The sequence below is a fragment of the Amycolatopsis sp. N2S4-7 genome (genome assembly GCF_058119595.1).
Window position 1 is genome coordinate 1243855 of sequence record NZ_CP172299.1, and the last position, 24326, is coordinate 1268180.

22 protein-coding genes are annotated in these 24326 nt (G+C 72.0%); 8 read left to right on the forward strand and 14 right to left on the reverse strand.

All coding sequences use genetic code 11. The annotated features are described in order from the left end of the window. Positions 1 to 140 precede the first annotated feature (140 nt). Positions 141 to 2972: an aconitate hydratase gene (locus ACH54P_RS05765; RefSeq protein ID WP_489911276.1), complete on the forward strand. Its 2832-nt coding sequence runs from the start codon at positions 141 to 143 to the stop codon at positions 2970 to 2972. A gap of 67 nt (positions 2973 to 3039) precedes the next feature. Beyond that, positions 3040 to 3837 carry an alpha/beta fold hydrolase gene (locus ACH54P_RS05770; protein WP_489911277.1) on the forward strand — a complete coding sequence of 266 codons (798 nt, stop codon included), beginning with the start codon at positions 3040 to 3042 and terminating at the stop codon, positions 3835 to 3837. On the opposite strand, the gene ACH54P_RS05775 is transcribed toward ACH54P_RS05770, so the two are convergent. Both ACH54P_RS05775 and ACH54P_RS05780 read right to left on the reverse strand, forming a co-directional pair. Next, entirely contained in the window at positions 3834 to 4541 is a 708-nt protein-coding gene (locus ACH54P_RS05775) for an MgtC/SapB family protein (RefSeq protein WP_489911278.1), read from the reverse strand. The genes ACH54P_RS05770 and ACH54P_RS05775 overlap by 4 nt on opposite strands. A 207-nt stretch (positions 4542 to 4748) precedes the next feature. After that, positions 4749 to 5603, reverse strand: coding sequence for an alpha/beta fold hydrolase (locus tag ACH54P_RS05780; protein WP_489911279.1), 855 nt, complete (start codon positions 5601 to 5603; stop codon positions 4749 to 4751). 91 nt (positions 5604 to 5694) lie between these two features. Between ACH54P_RS05780 and ACH54P_RS05785 the strand changes: the two genes are divergently transcribed. After that, complete coding sequence (locus tag ACH54P_RS05785; RefSeq protein ID WP_489911280.1) at positions 5695 to 6273, forward strand: TetR/AcrR family transcriptional regulator; 579 nt, start codon at positions 5695 to 5697, stop codon at positions 6271 to 6273. Positions 6274 to 6318: 45 nt separating this feature from the next. Here ACH54P_RS05785 and ACH54P_RS05790 read toward each other — a convergent pair whose 3' ends face one another. From ACH54P_RS05790 to ACH54P_RS05820, 7 genes are all read right to left on the reverse strand, one after another. After that, positions 6319 to 7923 (reverse strand): alpha/beta hydrolase, encoded by a 1605-nt coding sequence (locus ACH54P_RS05790; RefSeq protein ID WP_489917135.1) that lies wholly within the window; start codon positions 7921 to 7923, stop codon positions 6319 to 6321. A 141-nt stretch (positions 7924 to 8064) separates the two neighbouring features. Continuing rightward, the gene (locus ACH54P_RS05795; protein ID WP_489917137.1) at positions 8065 to 8487 is read right to left on the reverse strand and encodes a nitroreductase family deazaflavin-dependent oxidoreductase; all 423 of its coding nucleotides are present in this window, start codon (positions 8485 to 8487) and stop codon (positions 8065 to 8067) included. A 46-nt stretch (positions 8488 to 8533) separates the two neighbouring features. Beyond that, complete coding sequence (gene egtD / locus ACH54P_RS05800; protein ID WP_489911281.1) at positions 8534 to 9511, reverse strand: L-histidine N(alpha)-methyltransferase; 978 nt, start codon at positions 9509 to 9511, stop codon at positions 8534 to 8536. After that, positions 9508 to 10263, reverse strand: a complete 756-nt coding sequence (egtC, locus tag ACH54P_RS05805) for an ergothioneine biosynthesis protein EgtC (protein WP_489911282.1) — start codon at positions 10261 to 10263, stop codon at positions 9508 to 9510. The genes egtD and egtC overlap by 4 nt, the downstream gene beginning before the upstream one ends. A 4-nt stretch (positions 10264 to 10267) precedes the next feature. Continuing rightward, positions 10268 to 11614: an ergothioneine biosynthesis protein EgtB gene (egtB, locus tag ACH54P_RS05810; protein ID WP_489911283.1), complete on the reverse strand. Its 1347-nt coding sequence runs from the start codon at positions 11612 to 11614 to the stop codon at positions 10268 to 10270. Next, complete coding sequence (locus tag ACH54P_RS05815; protein ID WP_489911284.1) at positions 11611 to 12873, reverse strand: glutamate-cysteine ligase family protein; 1263 nt, start codon at positions 12871 to 12873, stop codon at positions 11611 to 11613. The genes egtB and ACH54P_RS05815 overlap by 4 nt, the downstream gene beginning before the upstream one ends. A gap of 120 nt (positions 12874 to 12993) precedes the next feature. Then, positions 12994 to 13920, reverse strand: coding sequence for a LysR family transcriptional regulator (locus tag ACH54P_RS05820; protein ID WP_489911285.1), 927 nt, complete (start codon positions 13918 to 13920; stop codon positions 12994 to 12996). Between the two features lie 120 nt (positions 13921 to 14040). Here ACH54P_RS05820 and ACH54P_RS05825 point away from each other — a divergent pair, with 120 nt between their 5' ends. Beyond that, positions 14041 to 15240, forward strand: a complete 1200-nt coding sequence (locus ACH54P_RS05825; protein ID WP_489911286.1) for a Glu/Leu/Phe/Val dehydrogenase dimerization domain-containing protein — start codon at positions 14041 to 14043, stop codon at positions 15238 to 15240. Between the two features lie 48 nt (positions 15241 to 15288). Here ACH54P_RS05825 and pip read toward each other — a convergent pair whose 3' ends face one another. The 5 genes from pip to ACH54P_RS05850 all read right to left on the reverse strand — a co-directional run bounded on the left by pip (position 15289) and on the right by ACH54P_RS05850 (position 20017). Then, positions 15289 to 16230 (reverse strand): prolyl aminopeptidase, encoded by a 942-nt coding sequence (pip, locus tag ACH54P_RS05830; protein WP_489911287.1) that lies wholly within the window; start codon positions 16228 to 16230, stop codon positions 15289 to 15291. 612 nt (positions 16231 to 16842) lie between these two features. Next, entirely contained in the window at positions 16843 to 17571 is a 729-nt protein-coding gene (locus tag ACH54P_RS05835) for an ESX secretion-associated protein EspG (RefSeq protein ID WP_489917139.1), read from the reverse strand. A 25-nt stretch (positions 17572 to 17596) separates the two neighbouring features. Beyond that, the gene (locus ACH54P_RS05840; RefSeq protein ID WP_489911288.1) at positions 17597 to 18970 is read right to left on the reverse strand and encodes a hypothetical protein; all 1374 of its coding nucleotides are present in this window, start codon (positions 18968 to 18970) and stop codon (positions 17597 to 17599) included. 3 nt (positions 18971 to 18973) lie between these two features. Then, complete coding sequence (locus ACH54P_RS05845) at positions 18974 to 19576, reverse strand: DUF3558 domain-containing protein (protein ID WP_489911289.1); 603 nt, start codon at positions 19574 to 19576, stop codon at positions 18974 to 18976. Positions 19577 to 19624: 48 nt separating this feature from the next. Beyond that, positions 19625 to 20017: a hypothetical protein gene (locus ACH54P_RS05850; protein WP_489911290.1), complete on the reverse strand. Its 393-nt coding sequence runs from the start codon at positions 20015 to 20017 to the stop codon at positions 19625 to 19627. 185 nt (positions 20018 to 20202) lie between these two features. Between ACH54P_RS05850 and ACH54P_RS05855 the strand changes: the two genes are divergently transcribed. The 4 genes from ACH54P_RS05855 (at position 20203) to ACH54P_RS05870 (ending at position 24250) form a co-directional block, all read left to right on the forward strand. Further along, positions 20203 to 20784, forward strand: a complete 582-nt coding sequence (locus ACH54P_RS05855) for a TetR/AcrR family transcriptional regulator (RefSeq protein ID WP_489911291.1) — start codon at positions 20203 to 20205, stop codon at positions 20782 to 20784. Between the two features lie 210 nt (positions 20785 to 20994). After that, a complete protein-coding gene (locus ACH54P_RS05860; protein WP_489911292.1) occupies positions 20995 to 22332 on the forward strand; it encodes a hemolysin family protein in 1338 nt (445 codons plus the stop codon). Next, positions 22329 to 23372, forward strand: a complete 1044-nt coding sequence (locus tag ACH54P_RS05865) for a hemolysin family protein (protein ID WP_489911293.1) — start codon at positions 22329 to 22331, stop codon at positions 23370 to 23372. The genes ACH54P_RS05860 and ACH54P_RS05865 overlap by 4 nt, the downstream gene beginning before the upstream one ends. Further along, positions 23369 to 24250 carry a 3-methyladenine DNA glycosylase gene (locus ACH54P_RS05870; protein ID WP_489911294.1) on the forward strand — a complete coding sequence of 294 codons (882 nt, stop codon included), beginning with the start codon at positions 23369 to 23371 and terminating at the stop codon, positions 24248 to 24250. Before ACH54P_RS05865 ends, ACH54P_RS05870 begins: the two co-directional genes overlap by 4 nt. Positions 24251 to 24326: the final 76 nt, after the last annotated feature.

A 24326-nucleotide genomic window follows, 5' to 3' on the forward strand; every position in this document is an offset into this window, starting at 1 on the left:
AGGCGACGGCGAGGTGTGCCATCCCGCATCCGGTCCTACGGTGGGGGTGCGCAACACTCGCTTCCGCCTCGTGCGGACCTGCACGACACCGAACCCGACCGAACTGACCCGGGACCGACCGCCGCACCGGCGCGGAGTCCATGCCACTGGAGTTAGACGTGACCGCACCTGCCAGCAAGGACAGCTTCGGCGCCAAAGACACGCTGAAGGTCGGCGACGCCTCGTACGAGGTGTTCCGCCTGAACAAGGTCGAAGGCGCCGAGCGCCTGCCCTACAGCCTGAAGATCCTGCTCGAGAACCTGCTGCGCACCGAGGACGGCGCGAACATCACCGCCGACCACATCCGCGCGCTCGGCTCGTGGGACCCGAACGCCGACCCGTCGATCGAGATCCAGTTCACGCCCGCCCGCGTGATCATGCAGGACTTCACCGGCGTCCCCTGCGTGGTGGACCTCGCCACCATGCGCGAGGCGGTCACGGACCTCGGCGGCGACCCCGACAAGGTCAACCCGCTCGCCCCGGCCGAGCTGGTCATCGACCACTCGGTGATCATCGACGTCTTCGGCCGGCCCGACGCCTTCGAGCGCAACGTCGAGATCGAGTACGAGCGCAACCGCGAGCGCTACCAGTTCCTGCGCTGGGGCCAGGGCGCCTTCGACGAGTTCAAGGTCGTCCCGCCGGGCACCGGCATCGTGCACCAGGTCAACATCGAGCACCTCGCGCGCACGGTCATGGCCCGGGGCGGCCAGGCCTACCCCGACTCCTGCGTCGGCACCGACTCGCACACCACCATGGTCAACGGCCTCGGCGTGCTGGGCTGGGGCGTCGGCGGCATCGAGGCCGAGGCCGCCATGCTGGGCCAGCCGGTGTCGATGCTCATCCCGCGCGTCGTCGGCTTCAAGCTGACCGGCGAGATCCCGGCCGGCGTCACCGCCACCGACGTCGTGCTCACCATCACCGAGATGCTGCGCCGCCACGGCGTGGTCGGCAAGTTCGTCGAGTTCTACGGCGAGAGCGTGGCCGCGGTGCCGCTGGCCAACCGCGCCACCATCGGCAACATGAGCCCCGAGTTCGGCTCCACCGCGGCGATCTTCCCGATCGACGAGGAGACCGTCCGCTACCTCAAGCTGACCGGCCGGTCCGCGGAGCAGGTCGCGCTGGTCGAGGCGTACGCCAAGGAGCAGGGCCTCTGGCACGACCCGTCGCGCGAGGCGGCCTACTCCGAGTACCTCGAGCTGGACCTCTCGACGGTCGTCCCGTCGATCGCCGGCCCGAAGCGCCCGCAGGACCGCATCGAGCTGACGGACGCGAAGTCGTCGTTCCGCAAGTCGATCCACGACTACGTCGACGGCGAGGACCTCACGCCGCACACGAAGATGGACGAGGCTTCGGAGGAGTCCTTCCCGGCCAGCGACGCCCCGTCGCTGTCGTTCGCCGAGGACGACGCCGCGCCGGTCACCTCCTCCGCCGCGAACGGAGCCTCGGGCCGCCCGACCAAGCCGGTCAAGGTCTCCACGTCCGACCGCGGCGAGTTCGTCCTCGACCACGGCGCCGTCGTGATCGCCTCGATCACTTCGTGCACCAACACCTCGAACCCGTCGGTCATGCTCGGCGCCGCGCTGCTCGCGCGCAACGCCGTGGACAAGGGCCTCGCGGTCAAGCCGTGGGTGAAGACGTCGATGGCGCCGGGCTCGCAGGTCGTCACCGACTACTACACCAAGGCCAACCTGTGGCCGTACCTGGAGAAGCTGGGCTACCACCTGGTCGGCTACGGCTGCACCACGTGCATCGGCAACTCCGGCCCGCTCTCGGACGAGATCTCCGCGGCGATCCAGGAGAACGACCTCACCGCGGTTTCGGTGCTCTCGGGCAACCGCAACTTCGAAGGCCGGATCAACCCCGACGTGAAGATGAACTACCTCGCGTCGCCGCCGCTGGTCATCGCGTACGCGCTGGCCGGGACGATGGACTTCGACTTCGCGACCCAGCCGCTGGGCCAGGACGCGCAGGGCAACGACGTCTTCCTCAAGGACATCTGGCCGACCGCGCAGGAGATCCAGGAGACCATCGACTACGCGATCACGCAGGAGATGTTCACCAAGGACTACGCGGACGTCTTCGACGGCGGCGAGCGCTGGAAGTCGCTGCCCACCCCGGAGGGCAAGACCTTCGAGTGGGACGCCGAGTCCACCTACGTGCGGAAGCCCCCGTACTTCGAGGGCATGACGCCGGAGCCGGCGGCGGTCACCGACATCACCGGCGCGCGCGTGCTGGCGAAGCTGGGCGACTCGGTCACCACCGACCACATCTCCCCCGCCGGCGCGATCAAGCCGGGCACCCCGGCCGCGCAGTACCTGACCGAGCACGGCGTGGAGAAGAAGGACTTCAACTCCTACGGCTCGCGGCGCGGCAACCACGAGGTGATGATCCGCGGCACGTTCGCGAACATCCGGCTGCGCAACCAGCTCCTCGACGACGTGCAGGGCGGCTACACCCGCGACTTCACGCAGGAGGGCGCGCCGCAGGCGTTCATCTACGACGCGGCGCAGAACTACGCGGCGGCGGGCACCCCGCTGGTCGTGCTGGGCGGCAAGGAGTACGGCTCGGGTTCGTCGCGTGACTGGGCGGCCAAGGGCACCTCGCTGCTGGGCGTCCGCGCGGTGATCACCGAGTCGTTCGAGCGCATCCACCGGTCCAACCTGATCGGCATGGGCGTCATCCCGCTGCAGTTCCCGGCGGGCGAGTCGGCCTCGTCGCTCGGCCTCGACGGCACCGAGACGTTCGACATCTCGGGCATCACCAAGCTGAACGACGGCGAGACCCCGCGCACGGTGCACGTCACCGCCACCAAGGAAGACGGCAGCAAGGTGGAGTTCGAGGCGGACGTCCGCATCGACACCCCGGGCGAGGCGGACTACTACCGCAACGGCGGCATCCTGCAGTACGTGCTGCGGAAGATGACGCAGGCGTAAGCAGCGTTCCCGAAGGCCTCCCCACCGTGCAGGTGGGGAGGCCTTCGTCTTCGGTACCGTGGCCGGTATGGGGGAACTTCTCGATCTCGGTGACGGCAGGCTGTCCTACGAAGTGCGCGGCCGGGGCCGGCCGCTCGTCTTCCTGCACCCGGGTGGCTTCGGCAGCGCGGTCTGGGACGAGCAGCTGGCCCGGTTCGCCGCGCACCACCGGTGCGTCCGGTACGACGCCCGCGGCCACGGCGACTCGTCGGAGCCACCGGCCGGGTTCGCCCACCACGAAGACCTCCGGCGGTTGCTCGACGCACTGGGGATCGACCGCGCGGTGCTGGTCGGTTCCTCGCTGGGCAGCCGTACGGCGATCGACTTCGCGCTCCTCCACCCCCACCGCGTCGACGGCCTGCTCCTGGCCTCGCCGGGGATGAGCGGCATGGCCGAACAGGACCCGTTCACCCTCGACCAGCGCCGGCTGGCCGGCGAGGCGATCGCCCGCCAGGACTTCGCGGAAGCGTTCGAGTGCGTGCTCCGGATGCTGGTCGACGGCCCGCACCGGACGCCGGAGCAGGTCGCCCCGGGGGTGCGCGCGCGCTTCCTGGGCCTGCTGACGGACAACGCGCGGAAGGGCCACGGCCGTTTCCCGCTCGGCGCGGAACTGCACGCGATCAGCCGGGCCGCCGAGCTGCGGGCGCGGATCCTGGTGGTCGTCGGAGCCCTCGACACCACCGACATCCACGCCGTCGCGGACTTGATCGAGCGGGAAGGGCCCCACGCCCGCCGGGTCTCGCTCGAGGGCGTGGGCCACCAGGTCAACGCCGAGCAGCCCGCCCGGTTCGACGAGCTGCTCGGCGCATTCCTCCGCACCTGCTAACCCGGCACGGCCACCCAGCGCACGCTGGACACCGCGGGCTCCAGCGAAAGCCGGGACACCGCGGACTCCATCTGAGCGTCGTCGCGCTGGTCGCCGACCAGTTCGGCGCGGACCTCGACCGTGCGGTCCTCCGGGCGGTCCGTGCTCAGCACCGACAGCAGCCGGAAGTCCGTGCGCGTCAACGCCTGCACGAGCAGGGCCCGCACGTGCGCCTCGGCTTCGTCGCGGGTCACCGCCTGGAACTCGTAGCGCGCCGGGGTCTCGTCGCCCGAGTCGGGACGGCGGTCGACGACGCGGCCGAGCGGGCGCAGCACCACGTTCACCCCGACCACGACGGCGGTTCCGGCCGCCGCCACCGCGTACAGCCCTGCCCCGGCGAGCGCGCCCACCGCCGCCGAGCACCACAGCGTCGCCGCGGTGTTGAGGCCGCGGACGTTGAGGCCGTCCCGCAGGATGACCCCGGCGCCGAGGAACCCGATGCCCGAGACGATCTGGGCGGCCACCCGGGTCGGGTCGGCGTCGCCGCTCGTGGTCAGCCCGCCGAAACCGTGGGCCGACAGCAGCACGAACAGCGTCGCGCCGACGGCGACCAGCGCGTTGGTGCGCAGCCCGGCCATCCGGGCGCGGAACTGGCGCTCGAACCCGATGACGGCACCCAGGCCGACGCCGGTGCCGACGCGCAGCAGCATTTCGAAGAGGGTCATGATCTCGCTCTTTTCCGGCGTGCGCGCACTGCCGGACAGGGGAAGACCGGACGGGATCAGCCCAGCCGGAAGCCTCCGGTGAGCGCACGCCCGGTCGTCTCGTGACTGTCCGCCGGCATGTGCCGCTCACCTCGCTTCCGTTGCTCGTGGTTGATCAACTCCCCCACTGTAGCGCCCCGGTCCCGGGCCCGGCGCCTGTGATGATCGCTACGCCCAGTGCCGGCGCAGGTGCGGCACGAGGTCCCCCGGCCGCTCGTCGGGGAAGAACAGCTTGGCGCCGGGCACCTCGACGACCTCGGTGACGCCGGGGACCGCGTCCCGGAACCGGTGCGCCCACTCGACACCGAAGTTCGGGTCGCCGGTTCCCCACACCAGCAGCGTCGGCACGCGGAACTCCTTGAGCAGGGGCTCGATCGCGTCCAGTTCCTCGCCGCGGACCGACGTCAGCAGGCGCTCGAACTGCCGCGCCGCGTCGAGCGTGGCACCGACCGGCCGCACGAAGGCGGCCAGGACCTCGTCGGGCAGCTGCTCCGGGTGCTCGTAACCCGCGCCGAGCGCACCGGCCCGCGCCTGTGCCGGGTCCGTGGCGAGCCGGACCAGCGACGGGGCGAGCTTCCCGCGCTCGGCCAGCTCGACGACCGGGCGGAACGCCTCGGGCGGCAGGTTCCCCTGCGTGTCGCAGTTGGTCAGGGTGAGCGTGCGCAGGCGGTCGGCGTGCTGCACGGCGAAGACCTGCGCGACCGCACCGCCGGTGTCGTTGGCGACCAGGTCGAACTCGCTCAGTTCCAGGGACTCGCAGAAGTCTTCGAGCAGCCGGGCCAGCCCGCCGAGGCTGAGGTCCTGCGCGGGCGTCACCGGCGAAGCGCCGTGCCCCGGCAGGTCGGGCGCGACGCACCGGCGCTCCTTTGCCAGCTCGGTCATCACCTTGCGCCACAACAGGTTGTTCGTTCCCACGCCGTGCACGAAGAGCGCTACCGGCCCTTCGCCGACGTCGGTGTAACTCACCTCGCCGGACGCCGTCGACACGCGTCCGCGCTGGTCCTCCCAGGTGCTCAGGTCCATGGTCTAAGGTCCCTCCAGAAGTAAACCGACTGACGGTCTAGTATCAACAGACCGACAGTCGGTTTGTCAACGACGGAGGCTGCCGAACCGCATGAACAAGAAGAGCGACCGAGGTCAGGCGACCCGCGAGCACCTCGTCGCGATCGCGACCGGCCTGTTCACCGAGCACGGCTACGACGGCACGTCGATCGAGGCCGTGCTGCGGGCCGCCGACGTGAGCCGTGGCGCGCTCTACCACCACTTCCCCGGCAAGGACGCGCTGTTCGCGGCGGTCCTGGACACCGTCTACGACCGGGTCGGCGCGGAGGGGGCGCGGGCCGTCGAGGGCATGAGCGACCCGGTCGAGGCGCTGCGCGCCGCGTGTCTCGCGTGGATCCGGAGCACCCGGGACCCCGTGGTGCGGCGGGTGATGCTCATCGACGCGCCGGCCGTGCTGGGCTGGCAGCGCTGGCGGGAGCTCGACGAGGTGCGCACGCTCGGCCGGATCAAGGCGGCCCTGCGGCGTGACGGCCGGATCCCCGCCCCGCGGGTGGACCTCTTCGCGCACGTGCTGCTCGCCGGCATGAACGAGATCGCGTTGCTGGTCGCCCGGGCCGACAACCACGAGAGCGCGGTCGCCGAAGCCGAGGCCGCCGCCGGGGACGTGCTGGACCGGCTGCTCGGAACGTGAAACGGGCCGGGGCGACAGCGTCACCCCGGCCCGTTTTCCTTGCTGCTACGCGATCTCGAACGGCTGGACGTTCGGCTGGAACACCTGCCCGTTCGCCGGCACCTTGAGGTCGGTCAGGTAGTCCGCCACGGCCTTGTCGACGCCGAGCGCGTCGCCGAGGATGCAGTGGCCGAACGCGTCGACCGACAGCAGCCGCGAGTTGCCGAGCTCGGCCGCCATCCGCTGGGCGAACCGGTACTGCGTCGCCGGGTCGTAGTAGTTGCCGACCACGACGACCGGGACGTCGGTCTTCGCCCGCCACGGGCCGCGGTAGGCGTCCGGCTTCTTCGCCGGCCACACCGGGCAGGCCGCCGTGTCGGCGAACGCCTGGTAGCGGCCGAAGGTGCGCGACTCGCGCTCCCACTTCGCGGCGATGTCCGGCACCTGCTCCTGCTTGATCCGGAACGGCTTGTCGGAGCAGTTGACGGCGAAGTACGAGTCGTCGCTGGTGTAGGGGCTGTCCGGGTTCTGGTCGGCCAGGCCCTGCTTGCCCGGCGTGAGCGCCTTCAGCGGCTTGGCCTGCAGCGCCTGGGTCTGCGCGCCCGCCGGGTGGATCGCGGTGTACAGCGCCTGCAGGTCCTCGGCCAGGCCGGCGAACGCCCCCGGCGAGTACAGGACGCCCGAAACCCCGCCGGTGAACTGGTTGATGTCCACCGTGCCGCCACCGGGGATGGTGATCGGCTGCTTGCGCAGGTACTCCCGCAGCTCGTCGAACTTCGCCCGCGGGGTGCCGTCGCTGAACGCGCACTTCGCGCCCACCTGGTCGCACCGCTTGAGGAACGCGTCGAGCGCGATCTCGAAGCCCTGCGCGCGTTCCCGGTCGTACTCGACGCCGTCGCTGGTGCGCAGCGCCGGGTCGACGTTGCCGTCGATCACGATCGCGCGGGACTGCTTCGGGAACATCGACGCGTAGGTCGAGCCGATGAGCGTCCCGTACGAGAAGCCGACGAAGGTCAGCTTCTGGTCGCCGACCGCCGCGCGCAGCGTGTCGAGGTCGCGCACGACGTCCTTGGTGGACATGTGGTTCAGCAGCGAACCCGCGTTGTTCTTGCAGAACCGGCCGTAGTCGCGGTAGCTCGCGAGGGTGCCGGAGATCTCGGCGCGGGTCAGCGGCACCGGGATCTGGGCGCCGAAGACCTCGTCGGCGTCCTCCTGGGTGGTGAAGCAGCGAAGCGGGTTGCTCTCCCCGACGCCGCGCGGGTCGAACCCGACGAGGTCGAACCGGTCGAGCACCTGCGGCTGGAAGTAGTACTGCCCGCTGATCGGCATCCGCAGGCCCGAGCCGCCGGGGCCGCCGGGGTTGAGGAACAGCGAGCCGACGCGAGCGCCGGGCGTGCGGGCAGCGCGCTTGAGCAGCGCGATGTCGATGGTGCCCAGCGACGCGTTGTCGTGGTCGATCGGCACGCGGTAGCGCGCGCAGCTGTAGAACTCGACCTGGTCCGCGGGCACGCCGGCGAGGGTGTCGCTCGAGCAGGTGCCCCAGTTGACGGCGGCGGTCGCCCCGACGACGGCGGGCTTGGCCACCGCGTCTTCGGCCGCCGCGGCGGTTCCGGCCGTCCCGGCCAGTCCCACGCCGGCCACGAGCGCCCCCACCAGTGCGAACGACCGCACCCGGCCCTGTGTGGATCTCGGCAAGACGTCTCCTCCCTTGGTCACGCACAAGCCGCGCGGCCGAACCGTCACGGCGCGTTACCCGGGAGAGACTGGCACAAACCGGTGAAAGCCGTCACCGGCCAAAAGGATGGTGGGAACCTACCTGGCCACGCGGGTGAGCACGAAAACCGGCAACGGCCGGGCCGCCTCCTCCTGCTCCATCGCGTAGCCCGGCCAGAACGCGAGCAGCTCCGCCCACATCGCGTCGTACTCCTCGCCGTGCAGCTCCCGCGCCACGACGTCGGCGGGACGCCCCGCCAGCGCGACCTCCGCCTTCGGGTTCGCGCGCAGGTTGAGCGCCCACGCCGGGTCGTTCGGGCGGCCCCAGTTGGACGCGGTCAGCACGATGTCGCCGCCGTGCGGGAAGTAGAGCAGGTTGGTGCTGCGGGCCAGCCCGCTCTTGCGCCCGGTCGTCGTCAGCCGCAGCGACGGCAGCCCGGCGAGCGCCACGAGGCTCACCCGGCCGCCGAACGCGCGGTGCAGTTTCTTGTCCGCCCAGACGACGAACCGGGCCGAGCGCATCAGCCACGGCTTCGTGCCGAGGGCCCGGGCCAGCGCCCGGAGAGGATTAGCCACGCACAGATCTTGCCAGGCTCACCCCGAACCGCTGTTGCGAGTCGGTCCACCAGCGCTCGAGGGCGAACCCGGCCGCGGCCAGCTCGGCCTCGACGCCGCTCGGGCGGAACTTGGCGGAGATCTCCGTCCGGATGTGCTCGCCCGCGGCGAAGCTCACCGTGAGGTCCGCGCCGGGGATCTCGACGGTCAGGTCGCGGCGGGCCCGCAGGCGCATCTCGATCCACTCGTTCTCGGTGTCCCAGTGGGAGACGTGGTCGAACTCGTCGGGGTCGAAGTTCGCGCCGAGGCGGGCGTTGACCACCCGCAGCACGTTCTTGTCGAATTCGGCCGTGACACCGGCGGCGTCGTCGTAGGCGCGTTCGAGGATGCCCGGGTCCTTCACGAGGTCGGTGCCGAGCAGCAGCCACTCCCCCTCGTCGAGCACTTCGCGCACCGAGCGGAGGAAGGTCGCGCGCTCGGCGGGCAGGAAGTTGCCGATCGTGCCGCCGAGGAACGCCACCACCCGCGGCTGGCCGCCGGGCAGGAGAGCCAGGTGCTGCGTGAAGTCCCCGACGACCCCGCGGACGGTCAGGCCCGGGTAGTCCTTCGAAATGGCCTCGGCGGCGTCGGCCAGCGCGGACTCGGACACGTCCAGCGGGACGAACGCCTCCAGCGTCCCGTGGCCGGTGAGGGCGTCGAGCAGCAGCCGGGTCTTCTCGCTCGATCCCGAACCGAGTTCGACGAGCGTGTGCCCGCCAGTCAGCTCCGCGACGTCGCCGGCGTGCGCGGCCAGCACTTCGCGTTCGCTGCGGGTCGGGTAGTACTCCGGCAGCTGGGTGATCTTCTCGAACAGTTCGCTGCCCTCGGCGTCGTAGAACCACTTGGGCGGCAGCCACTTCTGGGCGGCGGTCAGCCCGGCGACGACGTCCGCGCGCAGTTCCGCGGTGACGGCGTCGCCGGAGCGGTGGTGGTCGAGATCGACTTCGGTCATGGGTGCTCCTGGGTCAGGGGAAGCAGGTCGACGCCGGCCGCGGTGGCGCGCACGGCGTGGTGGTCGGGAACGGGTCGCCAGCGCGGGTCGCCGTCACAGGGTTCGGACGCCAGCAGGACGCCAGCCGGGGTCTCCAGCAGCGACAGCGCGTGCGTCCAGGCCGTGCCGATCAGCGTTTCGCCGTCGGTGAGCAGGAAGTTGAGCCGGGAACCGGGCGCGGCCGCCTCGACGGCGGCGGTCAGGCCCGCCACCGCCGCCAGGGGGTCCTCCCCCGTGGCCAGCCGGGCCCGCAGCATCGCCCAGAGCACCGCCGAGTCGGTCGGTGCCTCCAGGGTCAGCAGCTCGGTGACCGGCAGCTCCTTGGCGAGTTCCGCCAGCGAGCCGGGCCAGCCGCGGACGACGCCGTTGTGGCTGAACAGCCAGCGCCCCGCGGTGAACGGCGCCGCGGCCGCTTCGGTCACCGGCATGCCGGTGGTGCCGTTGCGGACCGCGGCGACGAACGCGCCCGAGGTCACCGCCGCGGCCAGCGGCGGCAGCGTCTCGTCCGTCCACAGTGGAGTGGACCGGCGGTGCCGGAGCGGCGCGGAGCCCGGGCCGGGGTACCACCCCAGCCCGAACCCGTCGGCGTTCACCGAGCCGCCGCCCCGCATGTCCGCCGGCGCGTAGGACTGCACCAGCAGGGAGTGCGGCGCGCGGAAGAGCACCTCGGCGGGCGAAGCGGGCTCGCCGAGGTAGCCGATGTGGCGGCACATGCGCCTAGCCCACCTCGCCGGGTGCCGCGTCACGGGCGCAGCGGAACCCGGCGAAGATCTGCCGCCGGATCGGGTAGTCCCAGTTGCGGAACGTGCCCCGGATCGCCGCCGCGTCCGTGCCGAACGAACCGCCGCGCAGGACCTTGTACTCCGGGCCGAAGAACACCTCCGAGTACTCCCGGTACGGGAAGGCCGAGAACCCCGGGTAGCCGTGGAAGTCGGTGCTCGTCCACTCCCAGACGTCGCCGATCAGCTGGTGCACGCCGGTCGGCGACGCGCCGGCCGGGTACGCCCCCGCCGGCGCCGGGCGCAGGTGCCGCTGGCCGAGGTTGGCGTGCTCGGCGGACGGCTCCTCGTCACCCCACGGGAACCGGCGCGACCGCCCGCTCGCCGGGTCGAACCGCGCCGCCTTCTCCCACTCCGCCTCGGTCGGGAGCCGCCGCCCGGCCCAGGCCGCGTACGCCTCGGCCTCGTAGTAGGAGACGTGCACGACCGGCTCGGCGGCGGGAAGGCGCTCGTAGACGCCGAACCGGGTCCGCCACCAGCCGTCCTGCTCCCGTTTCCAGAACCGCGGGGCGCGGATGCCGTGCTCGCGCAGGTAGGCCCAGCCGGCCGGGCTCCACCAGCGCTCGTCGTCGTAGCCGCCGGCGTCGAGGAACTCGGTGTAGGCCCCGCACGTCACCGGCACGGTGTCCATCCAGAACGCGTCGACGGCGATCTCGTGCGCCGGTCGCTCGTTGTCCAGCGCCCACGGCTCCGCCGACGTGCCCATCGTGAACGCCCCGCCGGGCACCAGGACCTCGGCCGGCAGCTCGCCCGACCGGGCGGGCGGCGGTTCCGGCGCGTGCAGCACCGGGTCGCCCCGGCGCAGCTGGTGGGTGGCCAGCATGGTTTCGTCGTGCTGCTGCTCGTGCTGGGTGATCATGCCGAACGCGAACGCCTGCTCGGTCAGCCGCCGCCCCGTCATCGGCGCGTGCTCCAGCACGTCGAACGCCTTCTCGCGCACCTGCTTGACGTACGCGCGCGCCTCGGCCGGGCCGAGCAGCGGCAGCTCCGGCCGGTCGGCGCGGGCGTGCTGGAAGGCGTCGTAGATGTCGTCGATGTCCGGCCGCAGCGGCTCCCGGCCGCCGACGTCGCGGACCAGCCACAGCTCCTCCTGGACGCCGATGTGCGCCAGGTCCCAGACCAGCGGCGACATCAGCTTGGAGTGCTGCCGGACCAGGTCTTCGTCGTCGACCGCGTCGGTCAGCGCGACACTGCGGGCACGCGCCCTGGTCAGTGCTTCGGCCGCCCGGGCGCGCAGGTCCTGCGCGCTCAGCTTCCCCAGCTCGTCGGCCTCTGTCGTGGTCATGCTTCGCTCCTCGATCGGTACGCGCGCCCCTGCACGCTCTCGCTGATCTCGGTGATCGACTCGTCCGCCAGCCCCGTCACGCCCAGCTCGGCGCAGCCGAGGTCGGCCAGCGCGGCCGCGGCGGCCGCCAGCTCCGGGTCGGCGAGGCCGCGCCGCGCCGCCGTGGTCCACCGGTGCGCGACCGGTGCGCACAGGTCGCGCACCTTGTCCACAGTGGACGGCCGGGCGAGCAGCGCGGTGACCAGCGCCACCGGCGCCAGCCACTCGTCCGGCGGTTGCGCGTCGAGGTACCGGATCTCCAGGTACCCCTGCGGGCGGACCGGGGTGAACATCGTGGTGAGGTGGTAGTCGAGATCCGCCACCGTGGGCCTCGGCAGCAGGGCCGCCGCTCCTCTGCCGTCGATCCAGTCGGCGAAGGTCAGCCCCTCCGGCGCGTCCCACGGCCGGTCGCCGCGGCGCAGCACCATCAGCGGGGTGTCCATCAGGCGCCCGGCCCACGCTCCGGCGGGGTCGTCGTCCGCGACGCCGGACGTGCGCGTGCGGACCGCCTCCGTGTCGTGCACCGCGAGCCAGCGGGCGGAGGCGTGTCCCGTGTCCCGTCCGGCGTGGACGCGGGAATTGGCGAACAGGGCCAGCAACGGCGGGCCCATCGCGTGCGCGGCCGCCCACCGGGCCGCGTACTGCCCCGGCTCCCCGGTGTCGACGCAGACCTGCAGGCCCGCGGTGCTGCACATCATCGTGATGCCGCCGGGACCGATCGGCGCGAACCGGCGCTCCATCGCCGCGTAGCGCGGCGTGTGCAGGACCCGGCGCGGCGCGCGGTGCGCGTCGATACCGGATTCGCCCAGCTCGAGGCCGTGCCGGGCGAGGCGGTCACGCAGGTGGTGGAGGTCGGCCGTCACGGCTGCGTCGAGGTCGCGCAGGGAGGCCTGGGGAAGAGCCGAGATCTCGACCTGGCACCCGGGTTCGAGGCTCACGGGTGAGCCGGCCGGGAGCGGCGAGGCGGGGCTGTCGGGGCGGAGCGTCCGCGGGGTGTGCGGACCCAGCGCCGTGGCGAGGACGTCGGGATCGAGGGGTCTGGCCGGGTCGTCGGCGTGGTGCACGGTGAACTCCAGCTCCACGCCGGTCAGGCGGGGTGGTCCGTGCTTGAAACACACCGATGCGACGTACGCCTCCCCGGCCGCGCGGTCCGCCAGGACCCGCGCGGTACGGTTCGACGCACTACCCGACTTCTCGGGGAAATCGTGCACCGCTTGCATGTCCGTTCCTGTTCCGTGTGGTGGAACTTCTTGACTTCGGACGCTACACGCGGGGTACGACAAAATCAGGCCGGATCTTGCCCAACGGGACCGGATCACCACTCCGTAAGAAGTCCCGGATCAGGGCAAAGCGGACTCCGTGCCCAGGCCCAGCTCGGCCGCGGACGCCCGCACGGCCTCGATCACCAGGTGCAACGCCGGGCGCCGGAACGCGGCGCGCCGGTAGGCGATCGAAACCGTCCGGAGCAGCGGCGTGGTGAGGGTGACGACGTCGATCCCGGGTGGCCGCAGCAACCGCAGGCCGAGGTCCGACACGAGGGTGATGCCGAGCCCGGCGCCCACCATGGCCATCGCCGTCGACTGCTCCTCGACCTCGTGGTTGATCTTCGGGGCGAAGCCGTGCCGACGGCAGGCCGTGCGCATCGCCCGGCCGAAGTGCGACTTCGGGCTGGCCAGGATCCAGGGGTGCTCGGCGAGGTCGTCCAGGGACGCCGTTCCCGACGGCACCGCACCGCGGGGCACCGCCGCGTGCAGCCGTTCCACGGCCACGACGGCGCGTTCCAGCCCGGCGTCCCACGTCGTCGGCGCGTCGGAGTACTCGATCACGAACGAGAGGTCGAGGGTGCCGTCCCGGACCGCTTCGGCCGTGTCTTCGGGCGCCAGTTCGCGGGTGCGCACCTCGATGCCGGGGTGCTCGCCGGCGAGCGCGGTCAGCGCCGTCGGGAGCAGGCCGGAGGCCACCGACGCCCACACCCCGGCGGTCAGCCGGACCGTGCGGGCCTCCTGGGCCTCCTCCAGGGCGAGCGTCGCGCGCTCCACCGAGCCGAGGATCTCTTCGGCGTGCTCGGTGAGCAGGGTGCCCAGCTCGGTCAGCTGGACCCGGCGGCCGAGCCGCTCGAACAGCTTCGCGCCGACGTCGCGCTCCAGCTGCGCGAGCTGCTGCGAAACCGCCGAAGCGGTGTAGTGCAGCGCGGCGGCCGCCGCGGTCACGGTGCCCCGGCGGTGCAGCTCGCGCAGCATCCGCAAGCGGTGCAACGAAAGCTCCATACACCAAACCTAAACGAGATCGTGCAGGTTCGTTAAATGGACGCGGACGCCACCGCGGGCGCACGCTCGGTGCCGGCGGTCACGAGGCCGCCCCGGACTTCCCTGGAGGTGAGTGGCCTGATGACCCCGCGCAACGCCGAGCCCCTGATGCGGCTCACGTGGACCGATCCCAGCACCGGCGCGCACGGCTACCTGGTCGTGCACAGCCTGGTCTCCGGCGTCGCCACCGGCGGCACCCGGATGCGGGCGGGCTGCACGATGAGGGAGGTGGAGGACCTCGCCCGGGGCATGGCCGACAAGACCGCGACGTTCAACCTCCCGGTCGGCGGCGCCAAGGGCGGCATCGACTTCGACCCGAAGGACCCGCGCGCGTTCGGCGTCCTGAAGCGGTTCTGCTCCTTCCTGCGGCCCTGGCTGGACGCGCACTGGGTCACCGCCGAGGACCTCGGCGTGCCGCAGCACCTGATCGACGAGGTGTTCGCCGAGCTCGGCCTGGAGCAGTCGTACCACGCGGCGATCCGCCGTTCGGCCGATCCGGCGCGCACGCTGCGCCGGGTGCAGGCCGGCCTCAACGCCCCCGTGCCCGGCGGGCTGCTGCTCGGCGACGTCGTCGGCGGCTACGGCGTGGCGCAGGCGTGCCTCGGCGTCGCGGCGGCGTGGGACTGGGACGTGCGCGAGACGACCGTGGCGATCCAGGGCATCGGCACCATGGGCGGCGGCGCGGCCTGGTACCTGCACGAGGCGGGCATGAAGGTGGTCGCGGTCGCCGACGCGGCGGGAACGCTGTACGCCCCGGACGGCCTCGACGTCCCGGCGCTGCTCGAGCTGCGCGACCGCTTCGGCGAGGTGGACCGGTCACGGCTGCCCGCCGGGGTCCGCTCGCTGCCGCGCGAAGCCGTCGTCGCGACCGACGCCGACATCTTCGTCCCGGCCGCCATCTCCTACGCGCTGCGGCCGGACAACGAGAACCTGGTCAAGGCCAAGGTGGTCGTCGAAGCGGCCAACGCGGCGACGACACCGGAAGCGGAAGCCGCGCTGTCGGCCCGCGGGGTCGCGGTCGTGCCGGACTTCGTCGCCAACGCGGGCGCGGCGGCGTGGGCGTGGTGGCTGCTCCTGGGCGAGGTCGGCGCGGACCCGGCCGACTCGTTCCTGCGGCTGCGCACCGAGATGCAGGCGAAGGTCGCGCTCCTGCTGACGGCGTGGAACATGGACCGGCTGCCGCTGCGCATCACCGGGCTGAAGCTGGCCGAGGCGAACCGGGCCCAGCGTGCCGAAGCGTCCCGCACGCCGGAGGGTGAGCCGGGGCTGCTCATCCCCTGAGCCGGGTCCGCGCGGCGCCTCGGCGGGGGAGGCGCCGCGCGGCAACCCTCAGGCCGCGAACCGGTCGGTCGCCCCGATCAGCACGTCCTGCATCGTCGCGGCCGACACCGTGTGCCCGACGTCGTCGAGCATGACCAGTTCGCTGCCCGGCCAGGCGTGGTGCAGCAGCCAGGGCGTGCCCACGAGGTTGTTCGTGTCCAGCACCCCCTGCGCCAGCACGGCCGGGATCCCGGCGAGCTTGCCCGCCTCCCGCAGGATCTCGCCGTCCTCGAGGAACGCGCGGTTGCTGAAGTAGTGCGTCACCAGCCGCGCGAAGCAGAGGCGGTAGGCCGGGTCCTCGAAGACGTCGTGCGGGGGCACGCCCGGGAGCATCGCGTCCTCCCAGGCGCACCAGCCGGCCGCCGCCGGGTGGTGCACCGCGGGGTCCGGGTCCATCAGCAGCCGGTGGTAGGCGGCGGAGAGGTCGCCGTCGCGCTCGCTCTCCGGCACGCCGTCGCGGAACTTGGCGAAGCCCTCCGGGAAGTACGCGCCCAGGCCGCGGATGAGCATCTCGATCTCGATGAACCGGTCGGTCGCGAGGCCCATCAGGACCATCTCGCTGACCCGGCCGGGGTGCCGCAGGGCGTAGGTCAGGCTGAGCACCGAACCCCAGGAACCGCCGAACAGCAGCCACTTCTCGATGCCGAGCCGGGTGCGCAGCAGCTCGAAGTCCGCGACGAGGTGGTCGGTCGTGTTGGCGGACAGGTCGGCGACCGGGGCGCCGGCGTGCGGGGTGCTGCGGCCGCAGCCGCGCTGGTCGGCCAGCACGATCCGGTACCGCTGCGGGTCGAAGAACCGCCGCACGTTCGCCGAGCAGCCGGAACCGGGCCCGCCGTGCACGACGAGCGCCGGTTTGCCGTCCGGGTTCCCGCAGGTCTCCCAGTAGATCTCGTGCCCGTCGCCGACGTCGAGCATGCCGTGCTCGTACGGCTCGATCGCGGGGTACAGCATCAGCGCGTCCTTCCACCGGAATACAACAGCGCTGTCACATTAGCCGGGCCGCGAGTCCCCCGCGCGCGGTTTTTACCTAGGGCGTGTCCTCAAAGCTGGTGGGTGGGTGACCGGCGGGTGATCAGCGGGATGGGGAAGCACACGCGCTCGGCGGACACAGCGAGCCAGACGATCACGCCATCGGCCGGCGCCGGGGAGGACCCACCACCAAGATCCCTCTCGCCTGCGACGGTCACGGACGGCCATTGTCGGTCGTGCTGACTGGCGGCAACGTCAACGACTGCACCGTTTGTCCAGGTCATGGTCGGCTATCGAGTTCCGCCGGCCAGGTCCCGGCCGTCCGCCGACCCGGCTGAGCCGGGTGCTGGCGGACAAGGGGCTACTCCAGTCGCGCCATCCGCTCTCCCTGCACCGACGGCTCATCCCGGCGACGATTCCCGAACGCCGGGATCAGCAGGCCAACCGGTTGCGCCGTGGCCGGGCGGTGGACGCCCACCCGTCTTCGACCGCACCGCCTACCGGCGCCGCAACATCGTCGAACGCTGCCGGCTCATCTCCTACCGGGGCCTGATCGACCTGGCCACGCTGCTCATCCGGCTTTGAGGACAGGCCCTAGGAGAGGGTGCCCGCCAGCTCGGTCAGCGTGTCGGCCAGCTCCCGCGGGCCCGCCGGGCCGATGTGGATGACCTCGTCGTCGCCCGTGCCGGACGTGTAGCTGAGGTAGCGGCCCCAGTCCGTGTCGGCGTAGTGCAGCGGCTGCTGCAGGCAGGTGTGGCGCCCGACGTCGTCACGGCGGCCGACGTAGAGTTCCCCGCTGCCCGACACCGGCCGCTGCACCAAGCTGACGACGTCGGCGATCGCCGGGTCCAGCGAGCGGGCGTCCTGGCCCCGGCGGGCCGCCTCGGCCAGGTCCGCCACCCGGACGGTGCGCGGGCGGCCGCCGCCCGGACCGACCGGCGGCAGCTGCTCGACGAGGGATTCGGCCAGCCGGTTGCGGTCGATCTCCTGCACGCCGACGTGCGTCCCGTCGGAGACCGCGAGGACCGCCTGCAGGCCCTTCGCCGCGGCGAGCACGCCGTAGGTCCGTCCCTCGGCCCCGACCCAGCCGTAGCACTCCCGCGCCGGCTTGACCAGCAGCGGGAGCCAGTCGAGGAAGTCGACGCCGGCCCGGCCGCGCGCGTCGACCAGCCCGGCCTCCGCCAGCGCGGCGTCGATCCGCTTGCCGGCTTCGGCGCGCTCGACGTCCGAGAGCCACAGCGGCTCCGGGCGCAGCGTGATGTGCAACTGACCGACCTGCTCGCGCTCGGCCAGTGCGGCCAGCGCCTCGACCGGAACGTCCACCCGGCCTGTTGCCACGTCCACCCGCCTACTCGCCGATGACCGGCGGACTGGTCCGCTGGTCGGTACCGAAGATCGCGTCCGGGTCCGCTTCGATCAGGTAGTCCGGGCGCTGGTGCTCATCATCTTCCTCACCCTCGCCCCGGCGGCCGCCGGGGCCCATCGGCCCCGCCTGCCCGGACCGGCCGGCCGCCGACCGCGCGGCGGCGGCTTCCGCGGCGGCCGCGTTGCCGAGGCCGCCCATGCCGGAACCGCGCCCGCCGCCGAGCCCGCGCTCCCCCGCCGCGCCGCCGCTCCCGCCGCCGGTGCCACTGCCGCCGCCGATCGGACGGCCGTTCGAGTCGAGCAGCCTGCTGCCCGCGTTTCCGCTGTTCGGCCCCCGGCCGCCGGTGCCGGAGCCGGGGTCGCTGCCGAAGGTGTTCGAGTAGTTCTGGCCGCCGCCCCCGCCGGTGCCGGTCGGGTAGAAGTCGATCCCGCCGGTGCCGGGCGGCGTCTTGCCCGGCCGGTCCGTCTCGCCGGTCGGCAGCCGCGTCGTCGGCCGGGTCGTGCTGGTCGGCCGGGTCGTGTCGGTGTCGGTGGGCCGGGTGATGTCCGTCGGCCGGGTGATGTCGATCGGGCGGCCCGTGTCGGTCGGGCGGCCGGTGTCCGTCGGCCGGGTGATGTCCGTCGGGCGGGTCGGGTCGGTCGGGCGGGTCGGGTCGGTCGGCCGGGTCGGGTCGGTCTGCCCCGGCTTGTCGGTTCCGCCGGTATGCGTGGTGTCGACGCTGGTGGTCGTGGTGTGGTCGCCGGGCGGATGCGGCTCCAGCTCGTGCTCGTCGATTCTGTGCGGCCCGATCGGCGGCGGGCCCGCGGGCGTGGTGACCGAGATCGACGCACCGTCGGACTCGAGGACGCCGTAGTCGGTGGGGAGCGCCGACCGGGTGCTGTCGGTGGCGCTGCTGTACTGGTCCATGACCCGGACGTTGGTCTCGTTCGCCGCGTTGTAGCGCGCCATCCCCTCCTGGTAGGAGTCGATGTCGTCCTTCGCCATGAAGGGCCCGGCGATCGGGATGGCGGCCTTGAGACCGGTGGTCCAGGGGTTCGGCTTGTCGGGCTTCGGCGGCACCTCGACGACGGTGTTGCTCGAGTCGTCGAAGACGGCGGCCTGGGTCCTGACGGAATCCGTCGTCGCGTCGAGCGGTGCCGAGCTGTCGTGGAAGGCCCGCTCCATCGGTCCCGCGCCCGCGTTCGCGGCGTCCGCGGCGTCCCCGCTCCACGACTCCACCATGCGCGCCTGGAGCGCCTTGATGCTCGCGCCGCGCTCCATGTAGGCGTCGGACAGCTGCTTCACCGTCTCCGCGGTCTGCTGCAGCCCCCGGGTGTCGCCCTGTCTGAAGTTGTCGAAGATCTGCTTGCCGTCCACTCGTCAGGCCCCCTTGAGTGTCTTGATGATGCCGGACGCCACCTGGGTGGCCGCCCCGCAGGAGTCGTCCTGCCCCTGGTAACCCTGGGCGTACACGTCGATCGCGAGGTTGTCGGCGATGCCGAGGCCGAGACCGCAGGAACCCGCCGGGCGCTCGTCCTGGATGCCGTAGTAGACCGCCGGATACCCTTCGATGTCCGGGGCCCGCTCGAGGAACCGGATGTAGGTCTTGTTGCGGTAGCCCGCGTAGAGCCCGGCCAGGCCACCCGCGCCCCGGTCGCGGTTGCCCGTCCCGAGCGTCACCGACAGGCCGATGCCTTCACCGCGCAGCTTCCACGAGCACGACGGGCCGGCCTTGGTGAACGCCGTGTCGCCCGTCGCCTGGTACACCCCCGGCTCGGTGTAGCGCAGCGGGGTGAGGACGTCCTTCGGGACGATCGCGCAGGTGTCGCCGACGTACTTGGCCGGATCCAGGGGAACGGCGACCTTCGGCACGTCGGGATCCGCCGACGGCGCGTCCGTCGCCGACGGCGAGGCCGTCGACGGCGAGGCCGTGCCCCCGGTTGTCGTGGTGCACGCCGCCGCGAGCCCCGCGGAAACGGTCACGAGGACCGCCAGGACACCCAGTTTGCTTCGGAACAAAGTTCGGCTCGCCTATGCCTTGAAGGTGTCGGACAGGTCCTGGTCGGTGACCACGGTCTTCGACTGCGCTTCCTTGAGCTTCTTGATGTAGTCCTGCGCGTACTTGCGCATGGACTCGTTCTGGTTGAGCAGCGCGACGATCGAGTCGGAACTGGCCGAGGCGAAGCTCCCGCTGACCGGGTCCTTGCCCGGGGCCGCCCCGCTCTCCACGACGAGGTGCCGGATCCGGTCCCCGTCCTCGGAGATCTTGTCGAGGACGTCCTCCCACTGGCCGATCACCACGGCCAGCTCTTCCGGGTCCATCTTGAACTGGCCGCCCTTGCCCCCGCCGTAGACGCGGCCCGGGGTGTCGAAGACGTCGCCCCACAGCGCCTGTGCCGCCTGCCCGGCTTCGCCGATGATCACGACCCGCACCTTCCCCTCAGTTCACCCACCGTGATGTGGCAAAGACTAGCCAACCGTCTCACTTCGTGTCAGCGAATCGCCGCAACGTTCAGACGATGGGGACGGCCGGGCGGTTCCCCGCACTCCGGGTCACAGTACGTACGTACGGATTGCGAGATCGCCATCCGTGGTGCCAGGATTTCAGGATGCCACGCGTAAGCCAGGATCACCTCGACGCACGCCGGCGCCAGATCCTCGACGGCTCGCGCGTCTGCTTCGCGCGCTACGGCTACGAAGGTGCCACAGTGCGGCGCCTCGAGGAAGCCACCGGGCTGTCGCGCGGAGCCATCTTCCACCACTTCCGCGACAAGGAGTCGCTCTTCCTCGCCCTCGCCGAGGACGACGCCATCCGGATGGCCGACGTCGTCGCCGAGCAGGGGCTCGTCCAGGTGATGCGGGACCTGCTGGCCGGCGGCGACCACCCCGCCGACTGGCTCGGCACCCGTCTGGAGGTGTCCCGGCGGCTGCGCACCGATCCCGAGTTCCGCGCCCGCTGGGCCGAGCGGTCCGAACAGCTGACCACCGCCACGCGCCTGCGCCTGCTGCGCCAGCGGGAGGCCGGGAACCTCCGCGACGACGTCGACGTCGACGTCCTCACGGCCTTCCTCGAGCTCGTCCTCGAAGGGCTGGTCTCGCACCTGGCCATGGGCCTGCCCGGCGCCGGCCTGGGCCCGGTGCTCGACCTCGTCGAGGAGACCGTGCGGCGGCACCGCCCGGGCACCGCCTGAGCCGCGAGATGAGCGCGCCGACACACCCGCGGTGGCGCGGCGGACGCGCCGGACACGATAAGATTGCCCGTATCTTCGCAGTACACGCCGATTTCTTGCTAGGAGTGACCGTTTCGTGCGCGCAGCGCAGTCACCCGGTGACAGTACCGGGCCGGGTGACCGACCCGGCTGTCCGATAGGTTCATCCCCCGCCACCGGGGCGGGTGCGGAATGATCCAGATCCTCTTCGCCGTGCTCGGCGTCCTCCTCTTCGTGCTGCTGACGGTCGGCACCGGCCTCGCCGTCGCCGCCGAGTTCTCGCTGACCGCGCTGGAGCGCAGCACCGTCGACGCCAACGTCCGCCAGGTCGGCGACCGCCGCGCCCTGACCGTCCAGAAGGCGCACCGGACGCTGTCCTTCCAGCTCTCCGGTGCCCAGGTCGCGATCACGCTGACGACGCTCATCACCGGTTACCTGGCCGAGCCGCTGATCGGCGAGCTCGTCCGGCCGCTGCTGACGGCGGTCGGCCTGTCCGCCGGGTTCGCCGCGGGCGCGTCGATCGTGCTCGCCCTGGTCATCGCCACCTCGCTGTCGATGATCCTCGGCGAAATGGTGCCGAAGAACCTGGCGATCGCCCGGCCGCTGCCGACCGCCCGCGCGGTCGCCGGCTACCACTCGCGGTTCTCGGCGCTGTTCCGGTGGCTCATCACGCTGATGAACAACAGCGCGAACTTCCTCGTGCGCAAGTTCGGCGTCGAGCCGCAGGAAGAACTGCGGTCCGCGCGCTCGCCGCAGGAACTGGGCTCGATCGTGCGGTCGAGCGCCGAGAGCGGCACGCTCGACACGTCCACCGCGGAGCTGCTGGACCGCTCGCTGCGGTTCGGCGAGCGCACCGCGGAGGAGCTGATGACCCCGCGCGTGCAGCTGGAATCCCTCGCCGTCGACGACACCGTCGAGGACCTCATCGACATCTCGCGGCGCACCGGGTTCTCGCGGTTCCCGGTGCACGCCGAGGACCTCGACGACGTCCGCGGCGCCGTGCACGTCAAGCAGGCCTTCGCCGTGCTCGCCGCCGACCGGGCCGCCGTGCCGATCGGCTCGGTCATGCGGCCGGTGCCGACCGTGCCGGAGTCCCTGCCCGGCGACGACCTGCTGCTGCGCCTGCGCGACTCCCGCTTCCAGCTGGCCATCGTCGTCGACGAGTACGGCGGCACGGCCGGGCTGGTGACCCTGGAGGACGTCGTCGAGGAGATCATCGGCGACGTCCGCGACGAGCACGACGACCGGGAGGCGCCGGCGTCGCAGCAGGTCGGCACCGACAGCTGGCTGGTCTCCGGGCAGCTGCGCGCCGACGAGGTCACCGACGTCACCGGGTTCCGGATGCCGGACGGCGACTACGAGACCATCGCCGGGCTCATCCTCGAGCGGCTGGGCAAGATCCCCGCCGAGGGCGACGCCGCGGAGGTCGACGGCTGGCGGCTCACGGTCACCACGATGGACAAGCGCCGGATCGCCGAGGTCGAGGTCGCCCCGGTGCCCGCCACCACGGGGCCGGAGGTGACGGCGTGACGGACTGGCTGAACATCCTGCTCGTCGTGGTCCTCCTGCTGACCAACGCCTTCTTCGTCGGCGCGGAGTTCACCCTGATCTCCTCCCGGCGCGACCGGCTCGAGGCGCTGCTGGAGCAGGGCAAGACGCGCGCGAAGATCGTGATCAACGCGAGCAAGCACGTGTCGCTGATGCTGGCCGGCGCGCAGCTGGGCATCACCATCTGCTCGCTGCTGCTCGGCCGCCTCGGCGAGCCCGCCGTCGCCCACCGGCTGTCGGCGTTCTTCGACCTGCTGGGCCTGCCCGAGGCGCTGCTGCACCCGATTTCGTTCGCCATCGCGCTGGCGTTCATCACCGTGGCGCACGTGCTGATCGGCGAGATGGTGCCGAAGAACCTCGCCATCGCCGAACCCGAGCGGCTCGCGCTGTGGCTGGTGCCGGTGCACGTCGGGTGGGTGAAGCTGGCCAACCCGTTCATCTGGCTGCTGAACTTCGTGGCCAACTCGCTGCTGCGCGCGGTGAAGGTCGAGCCGAAGGACGAGCTGGAGACGGCCTACACGTCCGACGAGCTGGCCGAGCTGCTCAGCGAGTCGCGGCGGGAGGGCCTCCTCGACCAGTCCGAGCACCAGCGGCTGGCCCAGACGCTGTCGTCGGTGCAGAAGACGGTGGCCGACGTGCTGGTGCCGACCGCCGAGCTGACCACGCTGCCCTGCGCGCCGACCCTCGGCGACGTCGAGCGGGCCGTCTCCTCCACCGGCTTCTCCCGGTTCCCGGTGTGCACCGACGACGGGCGGCTGACCGGCTACATCCACGTGAAGGACGTCCTCGACCTCGCGGGGCAGGACCCGGCGACGATCGTGCCCGGCGCGAAGACGCGGGCGCTCACCGAACTGCCGGCCGACGCCCGGCTCGACGTCGCGCTTTCGGCGATGCGCAAGGAGGGCAGCCACCTGGCCCGCGCGCTCGACCCGGGCGGGAACGCCGTCGGCGTCGTCGCCCTCGAAGACCTCGTCGAGGAGTACGTGGGGACCGTCCGCGACGGCACCCACGTCGGCGCATGACGGCTCCCGAGGTGCTCGCCGAATCGGACTGGCTGGCCCGGGAGGCGGCGCACGCCGAGCGGATGCGGCGGTGGACCGTCCCGCACCAGGAGCGGAAGGCGCGGGGCGAGAAGCACCCGGTGCTGGACTTCCTGTTCACCTACTACTCGCACCGGCCGTCGCACCTCGAGCGGTGGCAGCCGGGTCCCGGCGTCGCGCTCGCCGGGCCCGCGGCGCGGCGCTTCCTGGACCGCAAGGGCTACGTCTCGACGCCCGACGGGGTGACGCTGGATCCGGCGGGCTTCGGCGCGGGCAAGGCGCGGACGGCCGAGTTCGTCCTCGGCCTGCTGACGGCGACGGCGTCGCGGGCGCCCCGGCTGAGCTGCTTCGGCCTGCACGAGTGGGCGATGGTCTACCGCGAGCCGGCGGACTCGGTGCGGCACAACCAGGTCCCCCTCCGGCTCGGCTCCGCGGGCACCGACGCGGTCGTGGAGTCCCTCGACATCCGGTGCGGGCACTTCGACGCGTTCCGCTTCTTCACCCCGCCGGCGCGGCCGCGCAACGAGCTGACGCCGACGCGGGAGAGCCAGGTCACCCTCGAGCAGCCCGGGTGCCTGCACGCGAACATGGACCTGTTCAAATGGGCGTACAAGCTCGATCCGTTCGTGCCCGCGGAACTCGTCGCGGACTGCTTCGAGCTGGCGGTCGAGATTCGCACGCTGGACATGCGGGCGAGCCCCTACGACCTCGCCGGGTTCGGCTACCGGCCGGTGCGGATCGAAACGGCCGGGGGACGGGCCGAGTACGCCCGGGCCCAAGCGGAGTTCGCGCGCCGGGCCGCGCCGCTGCGTCATCGCCTGATTGCGCATTGCCATCGCCTGGTCAGCGCAGTGCCCTGAACACGGCCGCACTGTGAGTCAGATTATTCTCTCACCGATACTCACCTGTTAGGGTGATAACGGTTTGATTGCATCG

What these genes read in the sequence shown, in the direction of transcription:
- ACH54P_RS05785 (WP_489911280.1), top strand. Translation starts at nt 5,695, where the DNA reads ATGAACAAGAAGAGCGACCGAGGTCAGGCGACCCGCGAGCACCTCGTC.
- ACH54P_RS05820 (WP_489911285.1), bottom strand. Translation starts at nt 13,920, where the DNA reads ATGGAGCTTTCGTTGCACCGCTTGCGGATGCTGCGCGAGCTGCACCGC.
- ACH54P_RS05775 (WP_489911278.1), bottom strand. Translation starts at nt 4,541, where the DNA reads ATGACCCTCTTCGAAATGCTGCTGCGCGTCGGCACCGGCGTCGGCCTG.
- ACH54P_RS05860 (WP_489911292.1), top strand. Translation starts at nt 20,995, where the DNA reads ATGATCCAGATCCTCTTCGCCGTGCTCGGCGTCCTCCTCTTCGTGCTG.
- egtB (WP_489911283.1), bottom strand. Translation starts at nt 11,614, where the DNA reads ATGACCACGACAGAGGCCGACGAGCTGGGGAAGCTGAGCGCGCAGGAC.
- pip (WP_489911287.1), bottom strand. Translation starts at nt 16,230, where the DNA reads ATGCTGTACCCCGCGATCGAGCCGTACGAGCACGGCATGCTCGACGTC.
- ACH54P_RS05815 (WP_489911284.1), bottom strand. Translation starts at nt 12,873, where the DNA reads ATGCAAGCGGTGCACGATTTCCCCGAGAAGTCGGGTAGTGCGTCGAAC.
- ACH54P_RS05825 (WP_489911286.1), top strand. Translation starts at nt 14,041, where the DNA reads ATGACCCCGCGCAACGCCGAGCCCCTGATGCGGCTCACGTGGACCGAT.
- ACH54P_RS05870 (WP_489911294.1), top strand. Translation starts at nt 23,369, where the DNA reads ATGACGGCTCCCGAGGTGCTCGCCGAATCGGACTGGCTGGCCCGGGAG.
- egtC (WP_489911282.1), bottom strand. Translation starts at nt 10,263, where the DNA reads ATGTGCCGCCACATCGGCTACCTCGGCGAGCCCGCTTCGCCCGCCGAG.
- ACH54P_RS05795 (WP_489917137.1), bottom strand. Translation starts at nt 8,487, where the DNA reads ATGCGCTCGGCCCGGTTCGTCGTCTGGGCGGACAAGAAACTGCACCGC.
- egtD (WP_489911281.1), bottom strand. Translation starts at nt 9,511, where the DNA reads ATGACCGAAGTCGATCTCGACCACCACCGCTCCGGCGACGCCGTCACC.
- ACH54P_RS05855 (WP_489911291.1), top strand. Translation starts at nt 20,203, where the DNA reads ATGCCACGCGTAAGCCAGGATCACCTCGACGCACGCCGGCGCCAGATC.
- ACH54P_RS05770 (WP_489911277.1), top strand. Translation starts at nt 3,040, where the DNA reads ATGGGGGAACTTCTCGATCTCGGTGACGGCAGGCTGTCCTACGAAGTG.
- ACH54P_RS05765 (WP_489911276.1), top strand. Translation starts at nt 141, where the DNA reads ATGCCACTGGAGTTAGACGTGACCGCACCTGCCAGCAAGGACAGCTTC.
- ACH54P_RS05780 (WP_489911279.1), bottom strand. Translation starts at nt 5,603, where the DNA reads ATGGACCTGAGCACCTGGGAGGACCAGCGCGGACGCGTGTCGACGGCG.